General features: G+C 63.8%; 14 protein-coding genes. 10 read left to right on the top strand and 4 right to left on the bottom strand.

Annotation, left to right across the window (positions count from 1 at the left end; translation table 11 throughout):
- Window positions 1-11: 11 nt before the first annotated feature.
- Together GC146_RS08210 and infB are read left to right on the top strand one after the other, a co-directional pair.
- Window positions 12-647 (top strand): RNA-binding protein, encoded by a 636-nt coding sequence (locus GC146_RS08210; protein ID WP_291836949.1) that lies wholly within the window; start codon window positions 12-14, stop codon window positions 645-647.
- On the top strand, window positions 644-3,127 hold the full coding sequence (gene infB, locus GC146_RS08205) for a translation initiation factor IF-2 (protein ID WP_291836947.1): 2,484 nt from the start codon (window positions 644-646) through the stop codon (window positions 3,125-3,127). The genes GC146_RS08210 and infB overlap by 4 nt, the downstream gene beginning before the upstream one ends.
- Before the next feature lie 77 nt (window positions 3,128-3,204).
- On the opposite strand, the gene mutT is transcribed toward infB, so the two are convergent.
- The 3 genes from mutT to GC146_RS08190 are packed head-to-tail and all read right to left on the bottom strand — an operon-like array spanning window position 3,205 to window position 5,670.
- Entirely contained in the window at window positions 3,205-3,603 is a 399-nt protein-coding gene (gene mutT / locus GC146_RS08200; protein ID WP_291836945.1) for an 8-oxo-dGTP diphosphatase MutT, read from the bottom strand.
- Window positions 3,604-4,818 (bottom strand): bifunctional glutamate N-acetyltransferase/amino-acid acetyltransferase ArgJ, encoded by a 1,215-nt coding sequence (gene argJ / locus GC146_RS08195; RefSeq protein WP_291836943.1) that lies wholly within the window; start codon window positions 4,816-4,818, stop codon window positions 3,604-3,606. It lies immediately after the preceding gene.
- Between the two features lie 6 nt (window positions 4,819-4,824).
- On the bottom strand, window positions 4,825-5,670 hold the full coding sequence (locus GC146_RS08190; RefSeq protein WP_291836940.1) for a peptidylprolyl isomerase: 846 nt from the start codon (window positions 5,668-5,670) through the stop codon (window positions 4,825-4,827).
- Between the two features lie 200 nt (window positions 5,671-5,870).
- Here GC146_RS08190 and secA point away from each other — a divergent pair, with 200 nt between their 5' ends.
- The 4 genes from secA to GC146_RS08170 all read left to right on the top strand — a co-directional run bounded on the left by secA (window position 5,871) and on the right by GC146_RS08170 (window position 11,746).
- Complete coding sequence (secA, locus tag GC146_RS08185) at window positions 5,871-8,603, top strand: preprotein translocase subunit SecA (protein ID WP_291836938.1); 2,733 nt, start codon at window positions 5,871-5,873, stop codon at window positions 8,601-8,603.
- Between the two features lie 128 nt (window positions 8,604-8,731).
- On the top strand, window positions 8,732-9,811 hold the full coding sequence (locus GC146_RS08180; RefSeq protein WP_291836936.1) for a hypothetical protein: 1,080 nt from the start codon (window positions 8,732-8,734) through the stop codon (window positions 9,809-9,811).
- A gap of 92 nt (window positions 9,812-9,903) precedes the next feature.
- Window positions 9,904-11,193: an amidohydrolase family protein gene (locus tag GC146_RS08175; RefSeq protein ID WP_291836933.1), complete on the top strand. Its 1,290-nt coding sequence runs from the start codon at window positions 9,904-9,906 to the stop codon at window positions 11,191-11,193.
- A gap of 136 nt (window positions 11,194-11,329) precedes the next feature.
- The gene (locus tag GC146_RS08170) at window positions 11,330-11,746 is read left to right on the top strand and encodes a VOC family protein (RefSeq protein WP_291836931.1); all 417 of its coding nucleotides are present in this window, start codon (window positions 11,330-11,332) and stop codon (window positions 11,744-11,746) included.
- Window positions 11,747-11,828: 82 nt separating this feature from the next.
- On the opposite strand, the gene GC146_RS08165 is transcribed toward GC146_RS08170, so the two are convergent.
- A complete protein-coding gene (locus tag GC146_RS08165; protein ID WP_291836929.1) occupies window positions 11,829-12,311 on the bottom strand; it encodes a nucleoside deaminase in 483 nt (160 codons plus the stop codon).
- A gap of 288 nt (window positions 12,312-12,599) precedes the next feature.
- Between GC146_RS08165 and GC146_RS08160 the strand changes: the two genes are divergently transcribed.
- From GC146_RS08160 to GC146_RS08145, 4 genes are read left to right on the top strand one after another with little or no spacing between them, the layout of a single operon-like run.
- Complete coding sequence (locus GC146_RS08160; protein WP_291836927.1) at window positions 12,600-14,165, top strand: ABC transporter ATP-binding protein; 1,566 nt, start codon at window positions 12,600-12,602, stop codon at window positions 14,163-14,165.
- A complete protein-coding gene (locus GC146_RS08155; RefSeq protein WP_291836924.1) occupies window positions 14,155-15,246 on the top strand; it encodes an ABC transporter permease in 1,092 nt (363 codons plus the stop codon). The genes GC146_RS08160 and GC146_RS08155 overlap by 11 nt, the downstream gene beginning before the upstream one ends.
- A 1-nt stretch (window position 15,247) precedes the next feature.
- Window positions 15,248-16,171 carry an ABC transporter permease gene (locus GC146_RS08150; RefSeq protein WP_291836922.1) on the top strand — a complete coding sequence of 308 codons (924 nt, stop codon included), beginning with the start codon at window positions 15,248-15,250 and terminating at the stop codon, window positions 16,169-16,171.
- Between the two features lie 25 nt (window positions 16,172-16,196).
- The gene (locus GC146_RS08145) at window positions 16,197-17,279 is read left to right on the top strand and encodes a BMP family ABC transporter substrate-binding protein (protein ID WP_291836920.1); all 1,083 of its coding nucleotides are present in this window, start codon (window positions 16,197-16,199) and stop codon (window positions 17,277-17,279) included.
- Window positions 17,280-17,310: the final 31 nt, after the last annotated feature.

The following is a 17,310-nucleotide window of genomic DNA, read 5'->3' as shown; positions in this document are numbered from 1 at the left end:
GGGATAACGGCATGACGCGCGGCGGGCATCACGGCGAGAGCGCGGACGGCGCGGAACGGCGGTGCATCGTCACCGGCGAGGTTCAGCCCAAGGCCGGGCTGATCCGCTTCGTCGTGGGGCCTGACGATGCAATCGTGCCTGACATTCTGGGCAAATTGCCCGGCCGTGGCATTTGGGTGACCGCCGATCGGGCGGTCCTTGAACAGGCGCGCAAGGGGCAGTTTGCCCGCGCGGCGAAAAGGCCCGTCACCGTGCCCGATGGGCTGGTCGACGAGGTCGAGCGTCAGTTGGCACGGCGGGTCGTTGACCTTGTCGCGCTTGCCCGCAAGGCCGGTGATGCGGTCTGCGGGTTCGAGAAGGTAAAGGGCTGGCTGGCCGGCAGCGCGCGTGTCCGCGTCCTGCTTCAGGCCAGCGACGGGTCCGAACGGGGCAAGACGAAGCTATGGACGCCCGAGGGGGCCCGGTACTTCGGCTGCCTGACCAGCGCCGAGCTTGGCTTGGCGTTCGGACGCCAAACTGTGATCCACGGCGCGGTGGCGTCTGGCGGTTTGGGCGACCGTGTTGTAGAGGATGCCGCAAAGCTGCGCGGCTTGCGCGAAACGGACGGCAACAAGACAGCCGCCGGGAAGGATGAAGTAGCCAGATGAGTGATAACGACGGCAAGAAGCCCCTGGGTCTTGGCGGAGCCCGCCCGGGGAGCGTCAAGCAAAGCTTCAGCCATGGCCGCACCAAGAACGTGCTTGTGGAAACCAAGCGCAAGCGCGTGGTGGTGCCCAAGCCGGGCGTTTCCAAGCCGACCGTGTCCGGAGCCCCTGTCGCAGGCGACCCCTCCAAGCGTCCAGCCGGGATTTCCGATTCCGAGCTTGAACGCCGGATGAAGGCGCTGGCGCTGGCCAAGGCCCGCGAGGCCGAAGAGGCCGCCAAGCGCGAGGCCGAAGAGCGCGAGCGCGCCGAAGACCGTGAACGCCGCCGGGCCGAGATCGAGGCCAAGGAGCGCGAGGAGCGTGAGCGCGAGGAAGCTCTGCGCGCCAAGGCCGAGGAAGAAGAGCGCAAGCGGATGAAGGCCGAGGAGGCCGCGCGCCGCGCTGCCACCGCGCCGACGCCGGTCGGTGCCGAGGATGACCGCGGCGGTCCGCGCCCTGCCTCTGCCCCGCGCAAGCCCGACCGCGAGCGCGACATGCGCGGCGAAAAGGTGACAAAGGCCAAGCCCGGCCGCGAGGACGAAGGTCGCCGCGCTGGCAAGCTGACCCTGAACGACGCGCTCGCCGGTGGCGAGGGCGGCCGGCAGCGTTCGCTCGCCGCGATGAAGCGCAAGCAGGATCGTGCCCGCCAGAAGGCCATGGGCGGTAGCGCCGAGCGTGAAAAGGTCGTGCGCGATGTGCAAGTGCCCGAGGCGATCACCGTTGGCGAACTGGCCAACCGGATGGCCGAGCGGGTGGCGGATGTCGTCAAGGCGCTGATGAAAGACGGCATCATGGCCACGCAGAACCAGACGATCGATGCCGATACGGCGGAACTGATCGTCGAGGAGTTCGGCCACAAGGTGGTGCGGGTTTCCGATGCCGACGTCGAGGATGTCATCGACACCGTCGACGACAAGCCCGAGGACCTGAAATCGCGGCCGCCGATCGTGACCATCATGGGTCACGTCGACCACGGCAAAACCTCGCTTCTCGATGCGATCCGCCATGCCAACGTTGTTTCGGGCGAGGCCGGCGGCATCACCCAGCATATCGGCGCCTACCAGGTGACCACCGATACCGGGGCCGTCCTGACCTTCCTCGATACGCCCGGCCACGCTGCCTTTACCAGCATGCGGGCCCGCGGGGCGCAGGTGACCGACATCGTCGTGCTGGTCGTTGCCGCGGATGACGCGGTCATGCCGCAGACGATCGAGGCCATCAACCATGCCAAGGCGGCCGGTGTGCCGATGATCGTGGCAATCAACAAGATCGACAAGCCCACCGCGAACCCCGACAAGGTGCGCACCAGCCTGCTGAACCAGTCGGTCGTGGTCGAGAAGATGTCGGGCGACGTGCAGGACGTCGAGGTGTCGGCGCTGACTGGCAAGGGGCTCGACAACCTGCTCGAATCGATCGCGCTGCAGGCCGAGATCCTCGAACTGAAGGCCAACCCCAAGCGCGCGGCGCAGGGTGCCGTGATCGAGGCCAAGCTGGACGTGGGTCGCGGCCCCGTCGCGACGGTTCTGGTACAGAACGGTACGCTGCGGCAGGGCGACATCTTTGTCGTGGGCGAACAGTGGGGCAAGGTCCGTGCGCTGATCGACGACAAGGGCGAGCGCGTGACCGAAGCCGGCCCTTCGGTGCCTGTTGAGGTATTGGGTCTGAACGGCACGCCCGAAGCGGGTGACGTGCTCAACGTCGTCGAGACCGAAGCACAGGCGCGCGAAATCGCGACCTATCGCGAGAACGTCGCAAAGGACAAACGCGCCGCGCTGGGCGCCGCCACGACGTTGGAACAGTTGATGGCGCGGGCCAAGGAAGACAAGAACGTCGCCGAATTGCCGATCGTGGTGAAGGCCGACGTGCAAGGTTCCGCCGAGGCGATCGTGCAGGCGATGGAGAAGATCGGCAACGAGGAGGTGCGCGTGCGCGTCCTGCACTCGGGCGTCGGCGCCATCACCGAAACCGATATCGGCCTGGCAGAGGCGTCGGGTGCGCCGGTCTTCGGCTTCAACGTCCGGGCCAATGCCAGCGCGCGCAATACCGCGAACCAGAAGGGCGTCGAGATTCGCTACTACTCGGTGATCTACGATCTTGTCGATGACGTGAAGAAGGCCGCGAGCGGCCTGCTGTCCAATGCGATCAAGGAAAAGTTCATCGGCTATGCCACCATCAAGGAGGTCTTCAAAGTCTCCAACGTGGGCAAGGTTGCGGGTTGCCTTGTGACCGAGGGCGTCGCCCGCCGGTCGGCCGGTGTGCGTCTGCTGCGCGACGACGTCGTCGTGCACGAAGGCACGCTCAAGACGCTCAAGCGCTTCAAGGATGAAGTGCCCGAAGTCCAGTCTGGTCAGGAATGCGGCATGGCGTTCGAGAACTACGAAGACATTCGCCCCGGCGATGTGATCGAGATTTTCGAGCGTGAAGAGGTCGTCCGCTCGCTTTGATCGACACGATCCTCGCAGCTAAGAACAAGAAAGGGCAGCCATTGGCTGCCCTTTTTCTTGTCTGAAAGACACGCCAGTTACAGCCAGTCGCGCAGAATCGGGATCAGCGGCAGGTCGGCAGGGGGCATGGGATAATCGCGCAGCGCCTGGGGCCGAACCCATTTCAACGTCTGCCCCTCATGCCCGTGTGGCGTGCCCTCCCAGCGCCGGCAGACGAACAGCGGCATCAGCAAGTGGAAATCGGGGTAGCCGTGGCTGGCAAAGGCCAGGGGCGCGAGGCAGGACGACCATGTGCCGATGCCCAGCTCCTCGTGCAGTTCGCGGATCAGCGCGGCCTCGGGCGTTTCGCCCTCTTCCACCTTGCCCCCCGGAAACTCCCACAGGCCGGCCATTGACTTGCCTTCGGGGCGTTGGGCCAGCAGGACGCGATTGTCGACGTCGATCAGCGCGACGGCGGAAACGAGGACGATCTTCATTCAGGAACGATAGTCGGCATTGATGTCGATGTAGCCGTGCGTCAGATCGCAGGTCCAGACTGTGCTGGTCCCGGTTCCGATGCCAAGGTCGATCCCGATCTCCAACTCTTGTTGTTTCATGTAGGCCGAGGCGGCCTCTTCGGAATAGTCCGGCGCACGCCAGCCCTCCCGGGCCACCGTGATGTTGCCGAAGCGGATCGACAGGCGGTCGCGGTCGGCTTCGGCGCCCGATTTGCCGACTGCCATCACCACCCGGCCCCAGTTGGCGTCTTCGCCCGCGATGGCGGTCTTGACGAGCGGCGAATTAGCGGTGGCCATTGCCACCTTGCGCGCGTCGGCGTCGTTGGCAGCACCAGTGACGTGGATGGTGACGAACTTCGTCGCGCCCTCCCCATCGCGGACCACCTGCAGCGCGAGGTCCAGCATGACCTTCTCCAGCGCGGCGGCGAAATCGGCGTTGTCGCTCACGTCCACGCCCGAGGCGCCCGTCGCCGCCATCAGCAGCGTGTCCGAGGTTGAGGTGTCGCTGTCGACGGTGATGCAGTTGAACGTGCGGTCGGTCAGCCTGCTCAGCAACGATTGCAGCGGCGTATGCCCGATCTGCGCATCGGTGAAGATATAGACCAGCATTGTCGCCATATCCGGCGCGATCATGCCGGATCCCTTGGCGATCCCGGCGATTTTCACCGTCTTGCCATTCACCGTGATTTCGGCGGCAGCGCCCTTGGGAAAGGTATCGGTGGTCATGATCGCGCGCGCAGCGGCTTCGATCCCGTCGTCAGACAGCGTGTCACGCAGGCTTTCAAGCGCCGTGACGATACGCTCATGCGGCAACGGCTCGCCGATGACACCGGTAGAAGACGTAAAGACACGCGCAGGCGCGATGCCCAGAACCCGGGCCACGCCATCGGTAATGGCCGCGACGGAGGTCATGCCGGCCTTGCCGGTGAAGGCGTTGGAATTGCCTGAATTGACAAGGAAGGCGGCGCGCCCGTCCGACGCGCCGCCGTTCTTTTCCTGACAGTCCAGAACCGGGGCCGAACGTGTGGCCGAACGGGTGAAAACACCCGCCACGGTGCTACCGGCGGCAACCTCTGCCAGCATCACGTCGGTCCGGTTCTTGTAGCGCACCCCTGCCGCCACCGCGGCGAAACGCACACCGTCGATGACGGGTAACGCTGGAAACGCGGCGGGGGCAAGGGGTGATACGGCCATGACGAATCAGTCCTTCAGCAGATCGAGGTTCTTGAGGATCGCCGGATCGAAGGCACCGTCGGCCGGACGGGTGATCGTGGCGGCTTGGGTCAGTTCGCCAACTTTGTCGGTCACGGCTTTCTTCTGCAGATCGGACGCGATCTGGTCATGCATGTCGGCCAGTGTCGGAACGGCCTTTTGCCGGGTCTCGATCAGCTTGATGATGTGCCAGCCGAATTGAGTCTGCACCGGGTCCGACACCTGTCCGACCTGCATAGCCATTACGGCATTTTCGAAATCGGGCACCATCATGCCCTTGCTGAACCAGCCAAGGTCGCCGCCGTTGGGGCCGCTGGGGCCGGTGGACTTGGCCTTCGCTTCGTCGGCGAAATCGGTGCCGCTTTCGAGATCGGCCTTCACCTGCTTGGCCTCTTCCTCGGTTTTCACGAGGATATGGGCGGCGTGATATTCGGTTTCGGGCTGCATCGCCGCAACGCGGGCATCATACTCGGCCTTGATCTGCTCCTCGGTCGGAACTCCGGCGGTCAGTTGGGTAATGACCTCGCCCGCCATCAGCGACCGTTTCTGCGCTTCCAGCGTGATCGCGACCCGCTTGGGCTCGGCCGGCAGCTGCTCGGCCAGCAGTTCCTGCTGGATCAACTGCTCCAGCACACCCTTGAACAGTACGTCATCGGGCAGCGACTGGTACTGCTGCGGAAGCTGTGCGCGGGTGACGATCATCTCGCCTAGAGTGATGTCCTTGCCATTGACCGTAGCGACCACGGTGTCAGAGGTCGGGTCGTCTGCGCGTGCGACGGTGCCCAACGACAGCGCCAAGGTGGCCGCGGCGGCCCATGTTGCAAGTTTCAGCATTCGTTCTTCCCTTGATTTGACCGCGCAGGCAGGCGGCGTTGACACTCGGTAATGCGCCCCTTACATCCCGTTCAGGCTCCGAGGGGGCCAGACTTGGGGGCGATCGCGGCCTCTGTTTAGGCCCACGGCCGGCAGCCTACAAGCAACCTCCTCACACATAGATGTCAGACAGGCGCCTTCTGAGCGCGCGCGGAGAGAACATGCTTGGTATCGGAACGCTCGCCAAGAAGGTCTTTGGCACCCCCACTGACCGCAAGGTGAAGGCTACCCGCCCGCTGATCGAGAAGATCAACGCGCTTGAGGACAGTTTCAAACCGCTCACCGATGATGAGCTGAAGGCCAAGACGGCCGAGTTCAAGGAGCGTATCGCCAATGGCGAAACCCTTGATGCGCTGCTGCCAGAGGCTTTTGCCAATTGCCGCGAGGCGGCGCGCCGCGCGCTGGGCCTGCGGGCCTTCGACGTGCAGCTTATGGGCGGCATCTTCCTGCACCAGGGCAATATCGCCGAGATGAAGACGGGTGAGGGCAAGACGCTGGTCGCCACCTTCCCGGCCTACCTCAATGCATTGTCCGGCAAGGGCGTACATGTCGTCACGGTGAATGACTATCTTGCGCGGCGTGACGCGGACTGGATGGGAAAGGTCTATGGCGCACTCGGCCTGACCACCGGTGTCGTCTATCCCCAGCAGCCCGAGAGCGAGAAGAAAGCGGCCTATGCCGCCGACATCACCTACGCCACCAATAACGAACTGGGCTTTGACTACCTGCGCGACAACATGAAGGCCGAACTGGACCAGATGTTCCAGCGCGGACACAATTTCGCGATCGTGGACGAGGTGGACTCGATCCTTGTCGACGAGGCGCGCACGCCGCTGATCATTTCGGGCCCCTCGCAGGACCGGTCCGAGCTTTATCGCACCGTCGACAAGATGATCCCGGAACTGACAGCCGAGCATTACGAGCTCGACGAGAAGACCCGCAACGTCACCTATACCGAGGAAGGCAACGAATTCCTTGAAAAGCGGCTGAGCGAGGCCGGGATCCTGCCTGAAGGGCAGACGATGTACGATCCCGAAAGCACCACGATCGTCCACCACATCAACCAGGCCCTGCGCGCGCACAAGCTGTTCACCAAGGACAAGGACTATATCGTCCGCGACCAAGAGGTCGTGCTGATCGACGAATTCACCGGCCGGATGATGCATGGCCGGCGCCTGTCCGATGGCCTGCACCAGGCCATCGAGGCCAAGGAAGGCGCGACGATCCAACCCGAGAACGTCACGCTCGCCTCGGTGACCTTCCAGAACTACTTCCGCCTTTACGAAAAGCTGGCCGGGATGACCGGCACCGCGCTGACCGAGGCCGAGGAATTCATGGAGATCTATGGCCTTGGCGTGGTCGAAGTGCCCACCAACAAGCCGATTGCCCGGATCGACGAGAATGATGCCGTCTACCGCACCGCGCGGGAGAAATACGATGGCATCGTCAAGGAAATCGAAACCGCTCATGCCAAGGGCCAGCCGATTCTTGTCGGCACCACGTCGATCGAGAAGTCCGAGTTTCTGTCGAATCTGCTGACCAAGGAAGGTATTCCGCACAACGTGCTCAATGCCCGCCAGCACGAGAAAGAGGCGCAGATCGTGGCCGATGCGGGCAAGCTGGGCGCGGTCACCATCGCGACCAACATGGCCGGCCGTGGCACTGACATTCAGCTTGGTGGTAACGTCGAGCTGAAAGTGCTGGACGCGATCAAGGCCGATCCAACCGTTCACCCCGACGAGGTGCGCGCCCGGATCGAAGCCGAACACGCCGACGAGAAGGAAAAGGTGAAGGCCGCGGGCGGCCTCTTCGTGCTGGCGACCGAACGGCACGAAAGCCGCCGGATCGACAACCAGCTGCGCGGCCGGTCGGGCCGTCAGGGTGACCCGGGCCGTTCGGCCTTCTTCCTGTCGCTGGAAGATGACCTGATGCGCATCTTCGGCTCGGAACGGCTGGACAAGGTGCTGTCGTCGCTGGGCATGAAGGATGGCGAAGCGATCGTTCACCCCTGGGTCAACAAGTCGCTGGAGCGCGCGCAGGCCAAGGTCGAAGGACGCAACTTCGACATCCGCAAGCAGCTGCTGAAATTCGACGACGTGATGAATGACCAGCGCAAGGTCATCTTCAGCCAGCGCCGCGAGATCATGGAGGCGCAGGACCTGTCCGAGATCGTCGCCGACATGCGCCATCAGGTCGTGGATGATCTGGTCGACGATTTCATGCCGCCGCGCAGCTATGCCGACCAATGGGATACCGAAGGTCTGCAGGCAGCGGCACAGGCCAAGCTGGGCATCGACGTGCCGGTGGTCGATTGGGCTGCCGAAGAAGGCGTGGATCACGACGAGATCCGTGAACGGTTGAACGAGGCTGCCGACAAGATGATGGCCGAAAAGGCCGCAGCCTTTGGTGACGAGACGATGCGCAGCATCGAAAAACAGGTGTTGCTGCAATCCATCGATGCCAAATGGCGCGAACATCTGCTGACGCTTGAACACCTGCGTTCGGTCATCGGGTTCCGTGGCTATGCCCAGCGCGACCCGCTTAACGAATACAAGACCGAGAGCTTCCAGCTTTTTGAAAGCCTGCTCGACTCGCTGCGCGAGGAAGTGACGCAGAAACTGTCGCAGATCCGTCCTATGACCGAGGAAGAGCAGCGTGCGATGCTGCAACAGATCATGGACCAGCAGCGCCTGATGCAGCAGCAACAACAGGCCGCTGCTGCCCAACAGCCCGAACCCGTCACGGTGGGCGCAGCCGCAGGGCCCGTGGCCGGTGCCGCGCGCGAGGGATTCGTGGAATCCGACCCCTCGACATGGGGCGATCCGGGCCGGAACGATCCCTGCCCCTGCGGTTCGGGATCGAAATTCAAGCATTGCCACGGGCGTCTGGCCTGAGGCACACACGCGGCGGTTGCCAGACAACCGCCGCAATTCAGCCCCGAAACTACCCTTGTGCGGTCCCTCTCCGGACACCCTCAGGGGACAGTCTGTTTCCTGATCTCGACTAGAGAAGGAATCAGGTGATGCAGGTGAACGTCAGAAAGATCGCCGCGGCCGTTGGCACATTCGCTGTCGCGTTGGGCATCGGTTTCGCCATGCAAAACGGCGATGCGCTGGCCTCGCGGTTTCTCAACAACCCCCCGGTACAGGCACCTGCTCCACAGGTGGCAACTGCAACGCCGGCACCAGTGGTGCCGCAACAGGCTGCGCAACCTTCGCTGCCCGTGATGGCCAGCGTCAGCATGCCGCCGTTGCCGGCCCCGTTGCCCGCACCGACACAGGCCGCTTTCGTACCGGCCAGCCCCGCCACGGCCGCGCCGGTTCCTGCCGCCGAAGCGCCGGCTGCACCGGTTCTGATGGCACTGGCCAATGATACGCCGCCGGTCCCCGGCGGAACGCAAAGCCCGGTGGTTGCGACAGCAGATTGCAGCCCGACGTTGAACGCAACGGTGGGTGAGGCGGCGCTGGTATCCTTGAGCCTTGCTGCGCCCTGCGATCCCGACGCCCAGGTGACGTTCCATCACCAAGGCATGATCTTTTCGCTGCTGACCGACGCCGATGGCAAGGCTACCGTGACGGTGCCTGCGCTGGCCACGACAGCGGTCTTCATGGCGGCCTTCGAGAACGGCGATTCCGCCACGGCAACGGTCGAGGTTCCCGAGTTGACCAAGTTCGACCGTGCCGTACTGCAATGGTCCGGCCCGGCGGCACTGACGCTGAATGCGTACGAATTCGGCGCGGGCTTCAAGGACGAAGGCCATGTCTGGGTGCAGGCACCGCGTGACTCGGGTGTCGCCGTTGCGGGCGAAGGTGGCTTTCTTGTCCATCTCGGCGCGCCCGGTGGGCCTAACCCGTTGATGGCCGAGGTCTATACCTTCCCCGCCGCGGGAACCGGAACCGCCGGCAACATCCGCCTTGCCGCCGAGGCCGAGGTCAACGCGCAAAGCTGTGGCACACAGATTGATGCCCAGAGCATGCAACTGGTCCCCGGCGAGCCGATGCAGGCGCATGATCTTACGCTGTCGCTGCCCGATTGTGATGGCACGGTCAGCTTCCTCGAAATCCCGCAGATGTTCTCGGACATCGCGGTTGCCGCGAAGTGACGCCTGCCGCCGCTTGACCGCGCGCGGAAGAGCATGAAGGTTGGGGCCGGCGCCGCGATGCGCCGGCCCCTTTCCTTGCCCGCGGGACAGCCATGTTCGACCTGATCGTGAAGAGTGCCAACCTGCCCGACGGACGCCGCGGCATCGACATTGCCGTCAGCGGTGACCACATCGCCGCGGTCGAGGCCGGAATCTCCGCCGAGGCGGGCGATGTGATCGACGCCACAGGGCGGCTGGTGACGCCCCCGTTCGTCGATCCGCATTTCCACATGGATGCCACCCTCTCGCTGGGCCTGCCGCGGATGAACGTGTCGGGCACCCTCTTGGAAGGCATCGCGCTCTGGGGCGAGTTGCGCCCGGCCCTGACGCGCGAGGCGCTGGTCGAGCGGGCGCTGCGCTATTGCGACCTTGCCGTGTCGCAGGGCCTGCTGGCGGTGCGCAGCCATGTCGACACGACCGATGCGCGCCTTGTCACCGCCGAGGCGCTGCTGGAAGTGCGCGAGCGGGTCGCGCCCTACCTCGACCTGCAACTCGTCGCCTTCCCGCAGGACGGCTATTACCGGTCGCCGGGTGCGGTGGAAAACCTGAACCGCGCGCTGGACATGGGCGTGGACATCGTCGGCGGCATCCCGCACTTCGAACGCACGATGGAGGATGGTGCGGCGTCGGTCGCGGCGCTCTGCCGGATCGCGGCGGATCGCGGCCTACCCGTGGACATGCATTGCGATGAAACCGACGACCCGATGAGCCGTCATGTGGAAACGCTGGCGGCGCAGGCGGTGCGTTTCGGGCTTCAGGGCCGGGTGGCCGGGTCTCACCTGACCTCGATGCATTCGATGGACAACTACTACGTCTCCAAGCTGATCCCGCTGATGGCCGATGCGCAGATGCATGTCATCCCCAACCCGCTGATCAACATTATGCTGCAGGGCCGGCACGACACCTACCCCAAGCGGCGCGGCATGACCCGCGTGCGCGAGTTGATGGCGGCGGGGCTGAACGTGGCATTCGGCCATGATTGCGTGATGGACCCGTGGTATTCGATGGGCTCGGGCGACATGCTGGAGGTCGGGCACATGGCCATTCACGTGGCGCAAATGGCCGGGATCGAGGACAAGAAGCGCATCTTCGACGCGCTGACAGTCAATTCCGCCCGCGCGATGGGCTTGCAGGGCTATGGGCTGGAGAAAGGCTGCAACGCCGACATGGTGGTTCTGCAAGCCGCCGACCCGGTCGAGGCGCTGCGGCTGAAGCCCACGCGGCTGGCCGTTATCCGGCGCGGCAAGGTCATTGCCCGCACTGCACCCCGCATCGGGATGCTCGATCTTCCTGGCCGTCCGGCCGCCATTGACCCGGGTGCAGACTACCTGCCGCCGGGATGAACCAAGGGCGCGCGGGGCAAGGAGTTGCCGACGGCGACCATAACAGTCTCGGTCCGGTCCGCTGACTGCATTGCGCCATGATGGAAACGCTTCGTAGGGTCTGCGGGGATTTGGGCGGTTCAGGAGAAAGAATACCGTGATCAGTTACGTCACAGTCGGTGCAGATGATCTTCCGCGTGCCGAGCGGTTCTATTCGGCGTTCTTGCCGAGCCTCGGCTACGTGCTGGACATCTCCGCCGAGGGGCTGAGCTACGCCATCCCTGTCACCGCCGACCTCCCGCACGAGCAGGTCGACCTCTACGTCAAGCCGCCCTTCGATGGGCGGGCCGCATCGGCCGGTAACGGCACGATGGTTGCTTTCAAGGTGCCGTCACAGGTTCAGGTGCGTGCGCTTCATGCCGCAGCCCTTGCCTCCGGCGGGCAGAACGAAGGCGCGCCGGGGTTTCGCGCGGCCTACGGCCCGCACTTCTACGTGGGCTATCTGCGTGATCCGCAGGGCAACAAGATTGCCCTCTTCAGCAACAACAGGGACGAACCGGGGCGACCCGACTGAAAAGATAGCCGGCGCAGCGGGCCGCAAAGCCTTTGCGCAACCATGAAAGGGTGCGGCCTAGGGCCAGCCCTGCCTCGACGGCCTATTCCCACGCGCCCTCGTGCACCTCAGTGGCCTCTGCCTCCAGCATCGGGCCGATCACCTCGACCGCGCGCTGGCCGGCGTCGAACACCACGCGGCAGGGGAGGTCCAGCGTGGGGTTTTCGGGGTGATCGCCGGTGATCTTCTTGAGGTCCTTTTCCGACAGGCCGTAGACCACCCGCTTCAGCCCGGTCCAGTAGATCGCGCCGGAACACATCGCGCAGGGTTCGGCACTGGTATAGATCGTGCATTCCTTCAACAGGGCCATTGGCAGCGTTGTCGAGGCGCGGGTCATCAGCACACGCTCGGCATGGCCGGTCATGTCATGATCGGGCATGTAGGCGTTGTGCTGGGTCATCAGCACCTTTCCATCGGGACCGACGAGGATGCAGGCGAAAGGGTGGTTGCCCTCGGCCTTGGCCTTGGCGCTTTCGGCGATGGCAAGGCGCAGCAGCGCCACGTGATCAAGGCTGTCGTCGGTCATGGTCAATTGTCCCCTGCATGTGTTGTTTCGTGGATGCTTGCCGTCGCACCCATTCCGTGGCAAGTCGATAGGCAGGGCATTTGGCCCAACCAGACGGCGCTTCTCCTCTCGACGCGTCCAATAAAACCCATTCCGCCCAACCGATTGGCCGGTTTTGGGGTATCTGCTGCAAAGCTATGCATCGGCAAATCCTGAAAGTCCTTCAACCGCAACCAGCATTTGCATATGCCCGATGGCTGTGCATCACTCTGGCGATGGCCGCCTGACGCGGTGCACCGAGGACTGCCGATGGACACCCGTTCTACGCCCCGTCTTGAACTGAAGGGCATCACCAAGCGTTTTCCGGGCGTACTGGCCAACGACAATATCAGCTTCTCCGTCCTGCCCGGCGAGATCCATGCGCTGCTGGGAGAAAACGGCGCGGGCAAGTCGACGCTGGTCAAGATGATCTACGGCATCATGCAGCCCAATGCGGGCGAGATCCTGTGGAACGGCAAGCCCACGGTCGTCCCGCATCCCAAGGCCGCACGGAAGATGGGCATCGGCATGGTGTTTCAGCACTTCTCGCTGTTCGAGGCGATGACGGTGCTGGAGAACATCGCACTGGGCATGGATTCGTCGATCCCCGGACGCGAGCTTGAGGCGCGCATTCACGAGGTGATGGCGCAATACGGGCTGAAGCTGGAACCGCAGCGCATCGTCTCGACCTTGTCGGTGGGCGAGCGCCAGCGGATCGAGATCGTGCGCGCGCTGCTCTTGAACCCCGATCTGCTGATCATGGACGAGCCGACCTCGGTGCTGACGCCGCAGGAGGTGGAACAGCTATTCGTGGTGCTGCGGCAACTGGCCAGCGAAGGCTGCTCGATCCTCTACATCTCGCACAAGCTGCACGAGATAAAGGCGCTCTGCGATACGGCGACGATCCTGCGTGGTGGCAAGCTGGTCGATACCTGCGATCCCAAGGTCGAAACTTCGCGTTCGATGGCGGAAAAGATGATCGGCGGCAGCCTCAAGGACATCCAACGGCCAGAGGGCCGGACATTTGGCGAGCCGCGGCTTGTCGTGCGCGAGCTGTCGATCCCGTCGCACGAACCCTTCGGAATTCCGGTGCGCGACGTGAGCTTCACCGTCCGCGCGGGCGAGATCTTTGGCATCGCGGGTGTGGCCGGGAACGGCCAGAACGCGCTGCTGCTTGCGCTGTCGGGCGAGGTGCCCGCGCATGATCATGACGCGGTCAGGGTTGACGGGCAGCCCGTCGGCCACCATTCGGCCAAGGTGCGGCGACTGTCTGGCATGGCCAGCGTCCCGGAAGAGCGCAACGGACATGCCGCGGTGCCCGAGTTCACGCTGGCCGACAACACCATCCTGACCGCGCGCGACAGACTGGGCATGGTCAATGGCGGCTTCATCAACCCGCGCGTCGCCCGCACCTATGCCGGTGAGGTCATTGCTGCCTTCGACGTCAAGGCGCTGGGCCCGCAATCAACGGCCGGGTCGCTGTCAGGCGGGAACCTGCAGAAATACATCATGGGCCGCGAGATCATGCAAAACCCTTCGGTGCTGATCGTCAGCCAGCCGACATGGGGCGTCGATGCCGGGGCCGCGGCCGCGATCCATCAGGCGCTGGTGGACCTGACTGCCAAGGGGTCGGCTATCGTCGTGATCAGTCAGGACCTCGACGAGCTTTTGTCGATTTGTGACACGCTGGCCGTGATCAACGAGGGCCGCCTGTCGCCGCCAATGAAGGTCAGCGAGGCGGATATTGAAAAGATCGGCCTGCTGATGGGAGGCATCCATGGCGAGGACGCCCCGCCCGATCACCCCCTGCCCAAGGACATCGTGAATGCCTATTAGACTGGAAAAGCGGCCCGACCCCAGCCGCGCGATGCTGGTGATCACGCCCATCGCCTCGGTCGCGCTGACCATGCTGATCGGGATGGTGGTATTCGATGCCATCGGCATTAATGGATTTCGCGCCGTGGTCGACATCTTCCTGACGCCACTACTGGCCAGCTACAAATGGCAGGATGTGGCGGTGAAGGCCGCGCCGCTGGTCATCATCGCGCTGGGCCTGTCAGTGGGCAACCGCGCGCAGGTCTGGAACATCGGTGCCGAGGGGCAATACATCATCGGCGCGCTCTGCGCCGCGGGGGTCGGGATTGCGGCAGGCACGGCGGGCGGGTTCTTCGTCATCACGCTGATGGTGCTGGCAGGTATCCTCGGCGGCGCAGTCTGGGCCTTCTTTCCGGCGATCCTGCGCACAAGGCTGAACGTGAACGAGATCCTGTCCAGCCTGATGCTGACATATGTCGCGTTGCAGGTGCTCAGCTACCTCGTCGGCGGCCCGTGGAAAGACCCCAATGGCCGCAACTTTCCCGCCACCGCGCCGCTGGCCGACAACCAGACACTGCCGGTGCTGTTTCCGGGCACGACCATCCACCTTGGCGTCGCGATCGCGCTGATCCTGCCCTTCGTGTTCTGGGTGGTCATGTCGCGCTCGGTCTTCGGCTACCAGATCCGCGTCGTGGGCAGCGCGCCCGATGCCGCGCGCCATGGCGGGTTCGACAGCCGCCGCACCGTTTGGCTGGCGCTGCTTGCGGGTGGCGCAATGGCAGGTCTGGCCGGCGCGCTGGAATTCACCGGGATGCTGCACAAGATCGACCTTGGCTTTCCCTCGGGCTATGGCTTTACCGCGATCATTGTCAGCTTTCTCGGCCGGTTGAACCCGATCGGATGCCTGATTGCCGGGATCGTGCTGGCCGTGACCTATGTGGGCGGGCAGGTGGCGCAGACCACCGTGCATATTCCCAACGCCACCGCGGGCATCTTCCAGGCGATGATGCTGTTCCTGATCCTCGCCAGCGACGTGCTGGTCCGCTATCGCCTGCGCTACGTGCCCCCGGTCAAGCGCGCACCCCTTCCGGCAGGAGAATGACATGAGCGTGGATTTCATCATTGCCGCGATCATCACCGTTGTCGGGCTGACAACGCCGATCCTGCTGGCAGCACTGGGCGAACTCGTTGTCGAGAAGTCGGGCGTTCTGAACCTTGGCGTCGAGGGGATGATGCTGATCGGTGCCATCTCGGGCTTTGGCGTGACGGTGATGACTGGAAACCCATGGGTTGGCGTGCTGGGCGCCGCGGCTGGTGGTGCCACCTCGGCCTTGCTGTTCGGGGTGCTGGTTCTTGGGCTGAACTCGAACCAGGTCGCGACGGGCCTTGCGCTAACGATCTTCGGAACCGGGCTTTCCTCGCTGCTGGGCCTGTCCTTCGTGGGGCGGATCATCATTCCATTCCAGTCGATTTTTCCGGCCAGCCTTGCCCGCGATCCGGTCTGGCAAATTCTGTTCGGGTATTCACCGATCGTCTATTTCGCGTTGATCATGGTGCCCGTGGTCATGTGGTTTCTGAAGTCCACCCGTGCGGGACTGATCCTGCGCGCGGTGGGTGAGAATGACCTTTCGGCCCATTCCATCGGCTATTCGGTGGTTGGTGTGCGGTATGCCGCCATCGCCTTCGGCGGCGCCATGGCCGGCATCGGTGGGGCCTATTTCAGCATGGTGATTACGCCGATGTGGGCAGAGAAGATGACGGCCGGGCGCGGTTGGATCGCGCTGGCATTGGTCGTTTTTGCGGGCTGGCGTGCCGGGCGTCTCTTGGCAGGCGCCTATTTTTTCGGCATCCTGATGGCGCTTGAGCTTTATGCCAAGGCCTCGGGCTTCTCGTTCTTGCCGTCCCAATTCTGGGCTGCCATGCCCTATCTCATGACCGTCATTGCCCTTGCCGTGATTTCCAGCCGCAAGAATGCCGGTGGCAACGCCCCGGCCTGTCTGGGCAAGCCATTTCTTCCATCTACCTGACGCGCCACTCAACACGGAGTCTCACATGGCCAAACTATCTCGTCGTAACTTCATTCAGGCCGCGGGCGCCTCGGCGACGCTGCCGCTGCTGTCCAGCCCGGCCTTCGCCGCCGACAAGGTCAAGATCGGTTTCATCTTCCTCGGCCCGATCGGCGACTACGGCTGGACCTGGGCACATAACAAGGGCCGTCTTGCCGTCGAGGACGCGCTGGGTGACCAGGTCGAGACCGTCTACGTCGAGAACGTGAACGAGGACGCCAGCGCGATCCCCGTCATTCGTGACCTCGCACAGCAGGGCTGCAAGCTGATCTTCACCACGTCCTACGGCTACATGGACCAGACGATTCAGGTTGCCAGCGAGTTTCCGGATGTGAAGTTCGAGCATTGCACCGGCTTCAAGCGCGCCGACAACGTCGCGACCTACAATTCGAAATTCCACGAAGGCCGCGCCGTTCTCGGCACGATCTCGGGGATGATGTCGAAGACCGGCACGCTGGGCTATCTCGGCTCCTACAAGGTGCCCGAAGTGGTGCTGGGCGTGAACTCGTTCTGCCTTGCCGCGCAGAAGCAGAACCCCGATGCCAAGGTGAAACTGGTGCTGATCGACAGCTGGTTCGATCCGCCGAAAGAGGCCGCCGCGACCGAGACGCTGATCAACCTTGGCTGTGACATCGTCACCACCCACACCGACAGCCCCGGCCCGCTGCAAATCCTCGAGCAAAAGGGTCTTTACGGCTTTGGCCAAGGTGCCGACATGTCGCAATTCGCGCCCCATGCCCACCTGACTGCGATCGAGGACATCTGGGGCCCCTATTACATCGAGCGGGCCAAGGCCGTGCTCGACGGGACCTGGACTTCGACCGATACATGGGACGGGTTCAAGGAAGGCACCGTGGTGATCTCGCCCTACAACCCGGTCATCCCGGATAACGTCAAGGCTGCCGCCGACGGCATTCAGGCCGGCTACAAGGATGGCAGCTATAACGTGTTCACCGGCCCGATCTACGACCAGGATGGCACGCTGCGCGTCAAGGACGGCGAAGTGATGTCGGATGCCGATCTGGCGGTAATCGACTGGTTCGTGAAGGGCGTCGAAAGCGCCGCCTGATCGCGCCATTTGGAAGACGAAGCAGGGGGCG

Origin of the sequence: Limimaricola sp. (genome assembly GCF_016125575.1) — a bacterium.
Classification (GTDB): Bacteria; Pseudomonadota; Alphaproteobacteria; order Rhodobacterales; family Rhodobacteraceae; genus WGLM01.
The sequence above is the reverse complement of the archived record's forward strand: the minus strand, read 5'-3'. Positions and strand labels throughout refer to the sequence as shown.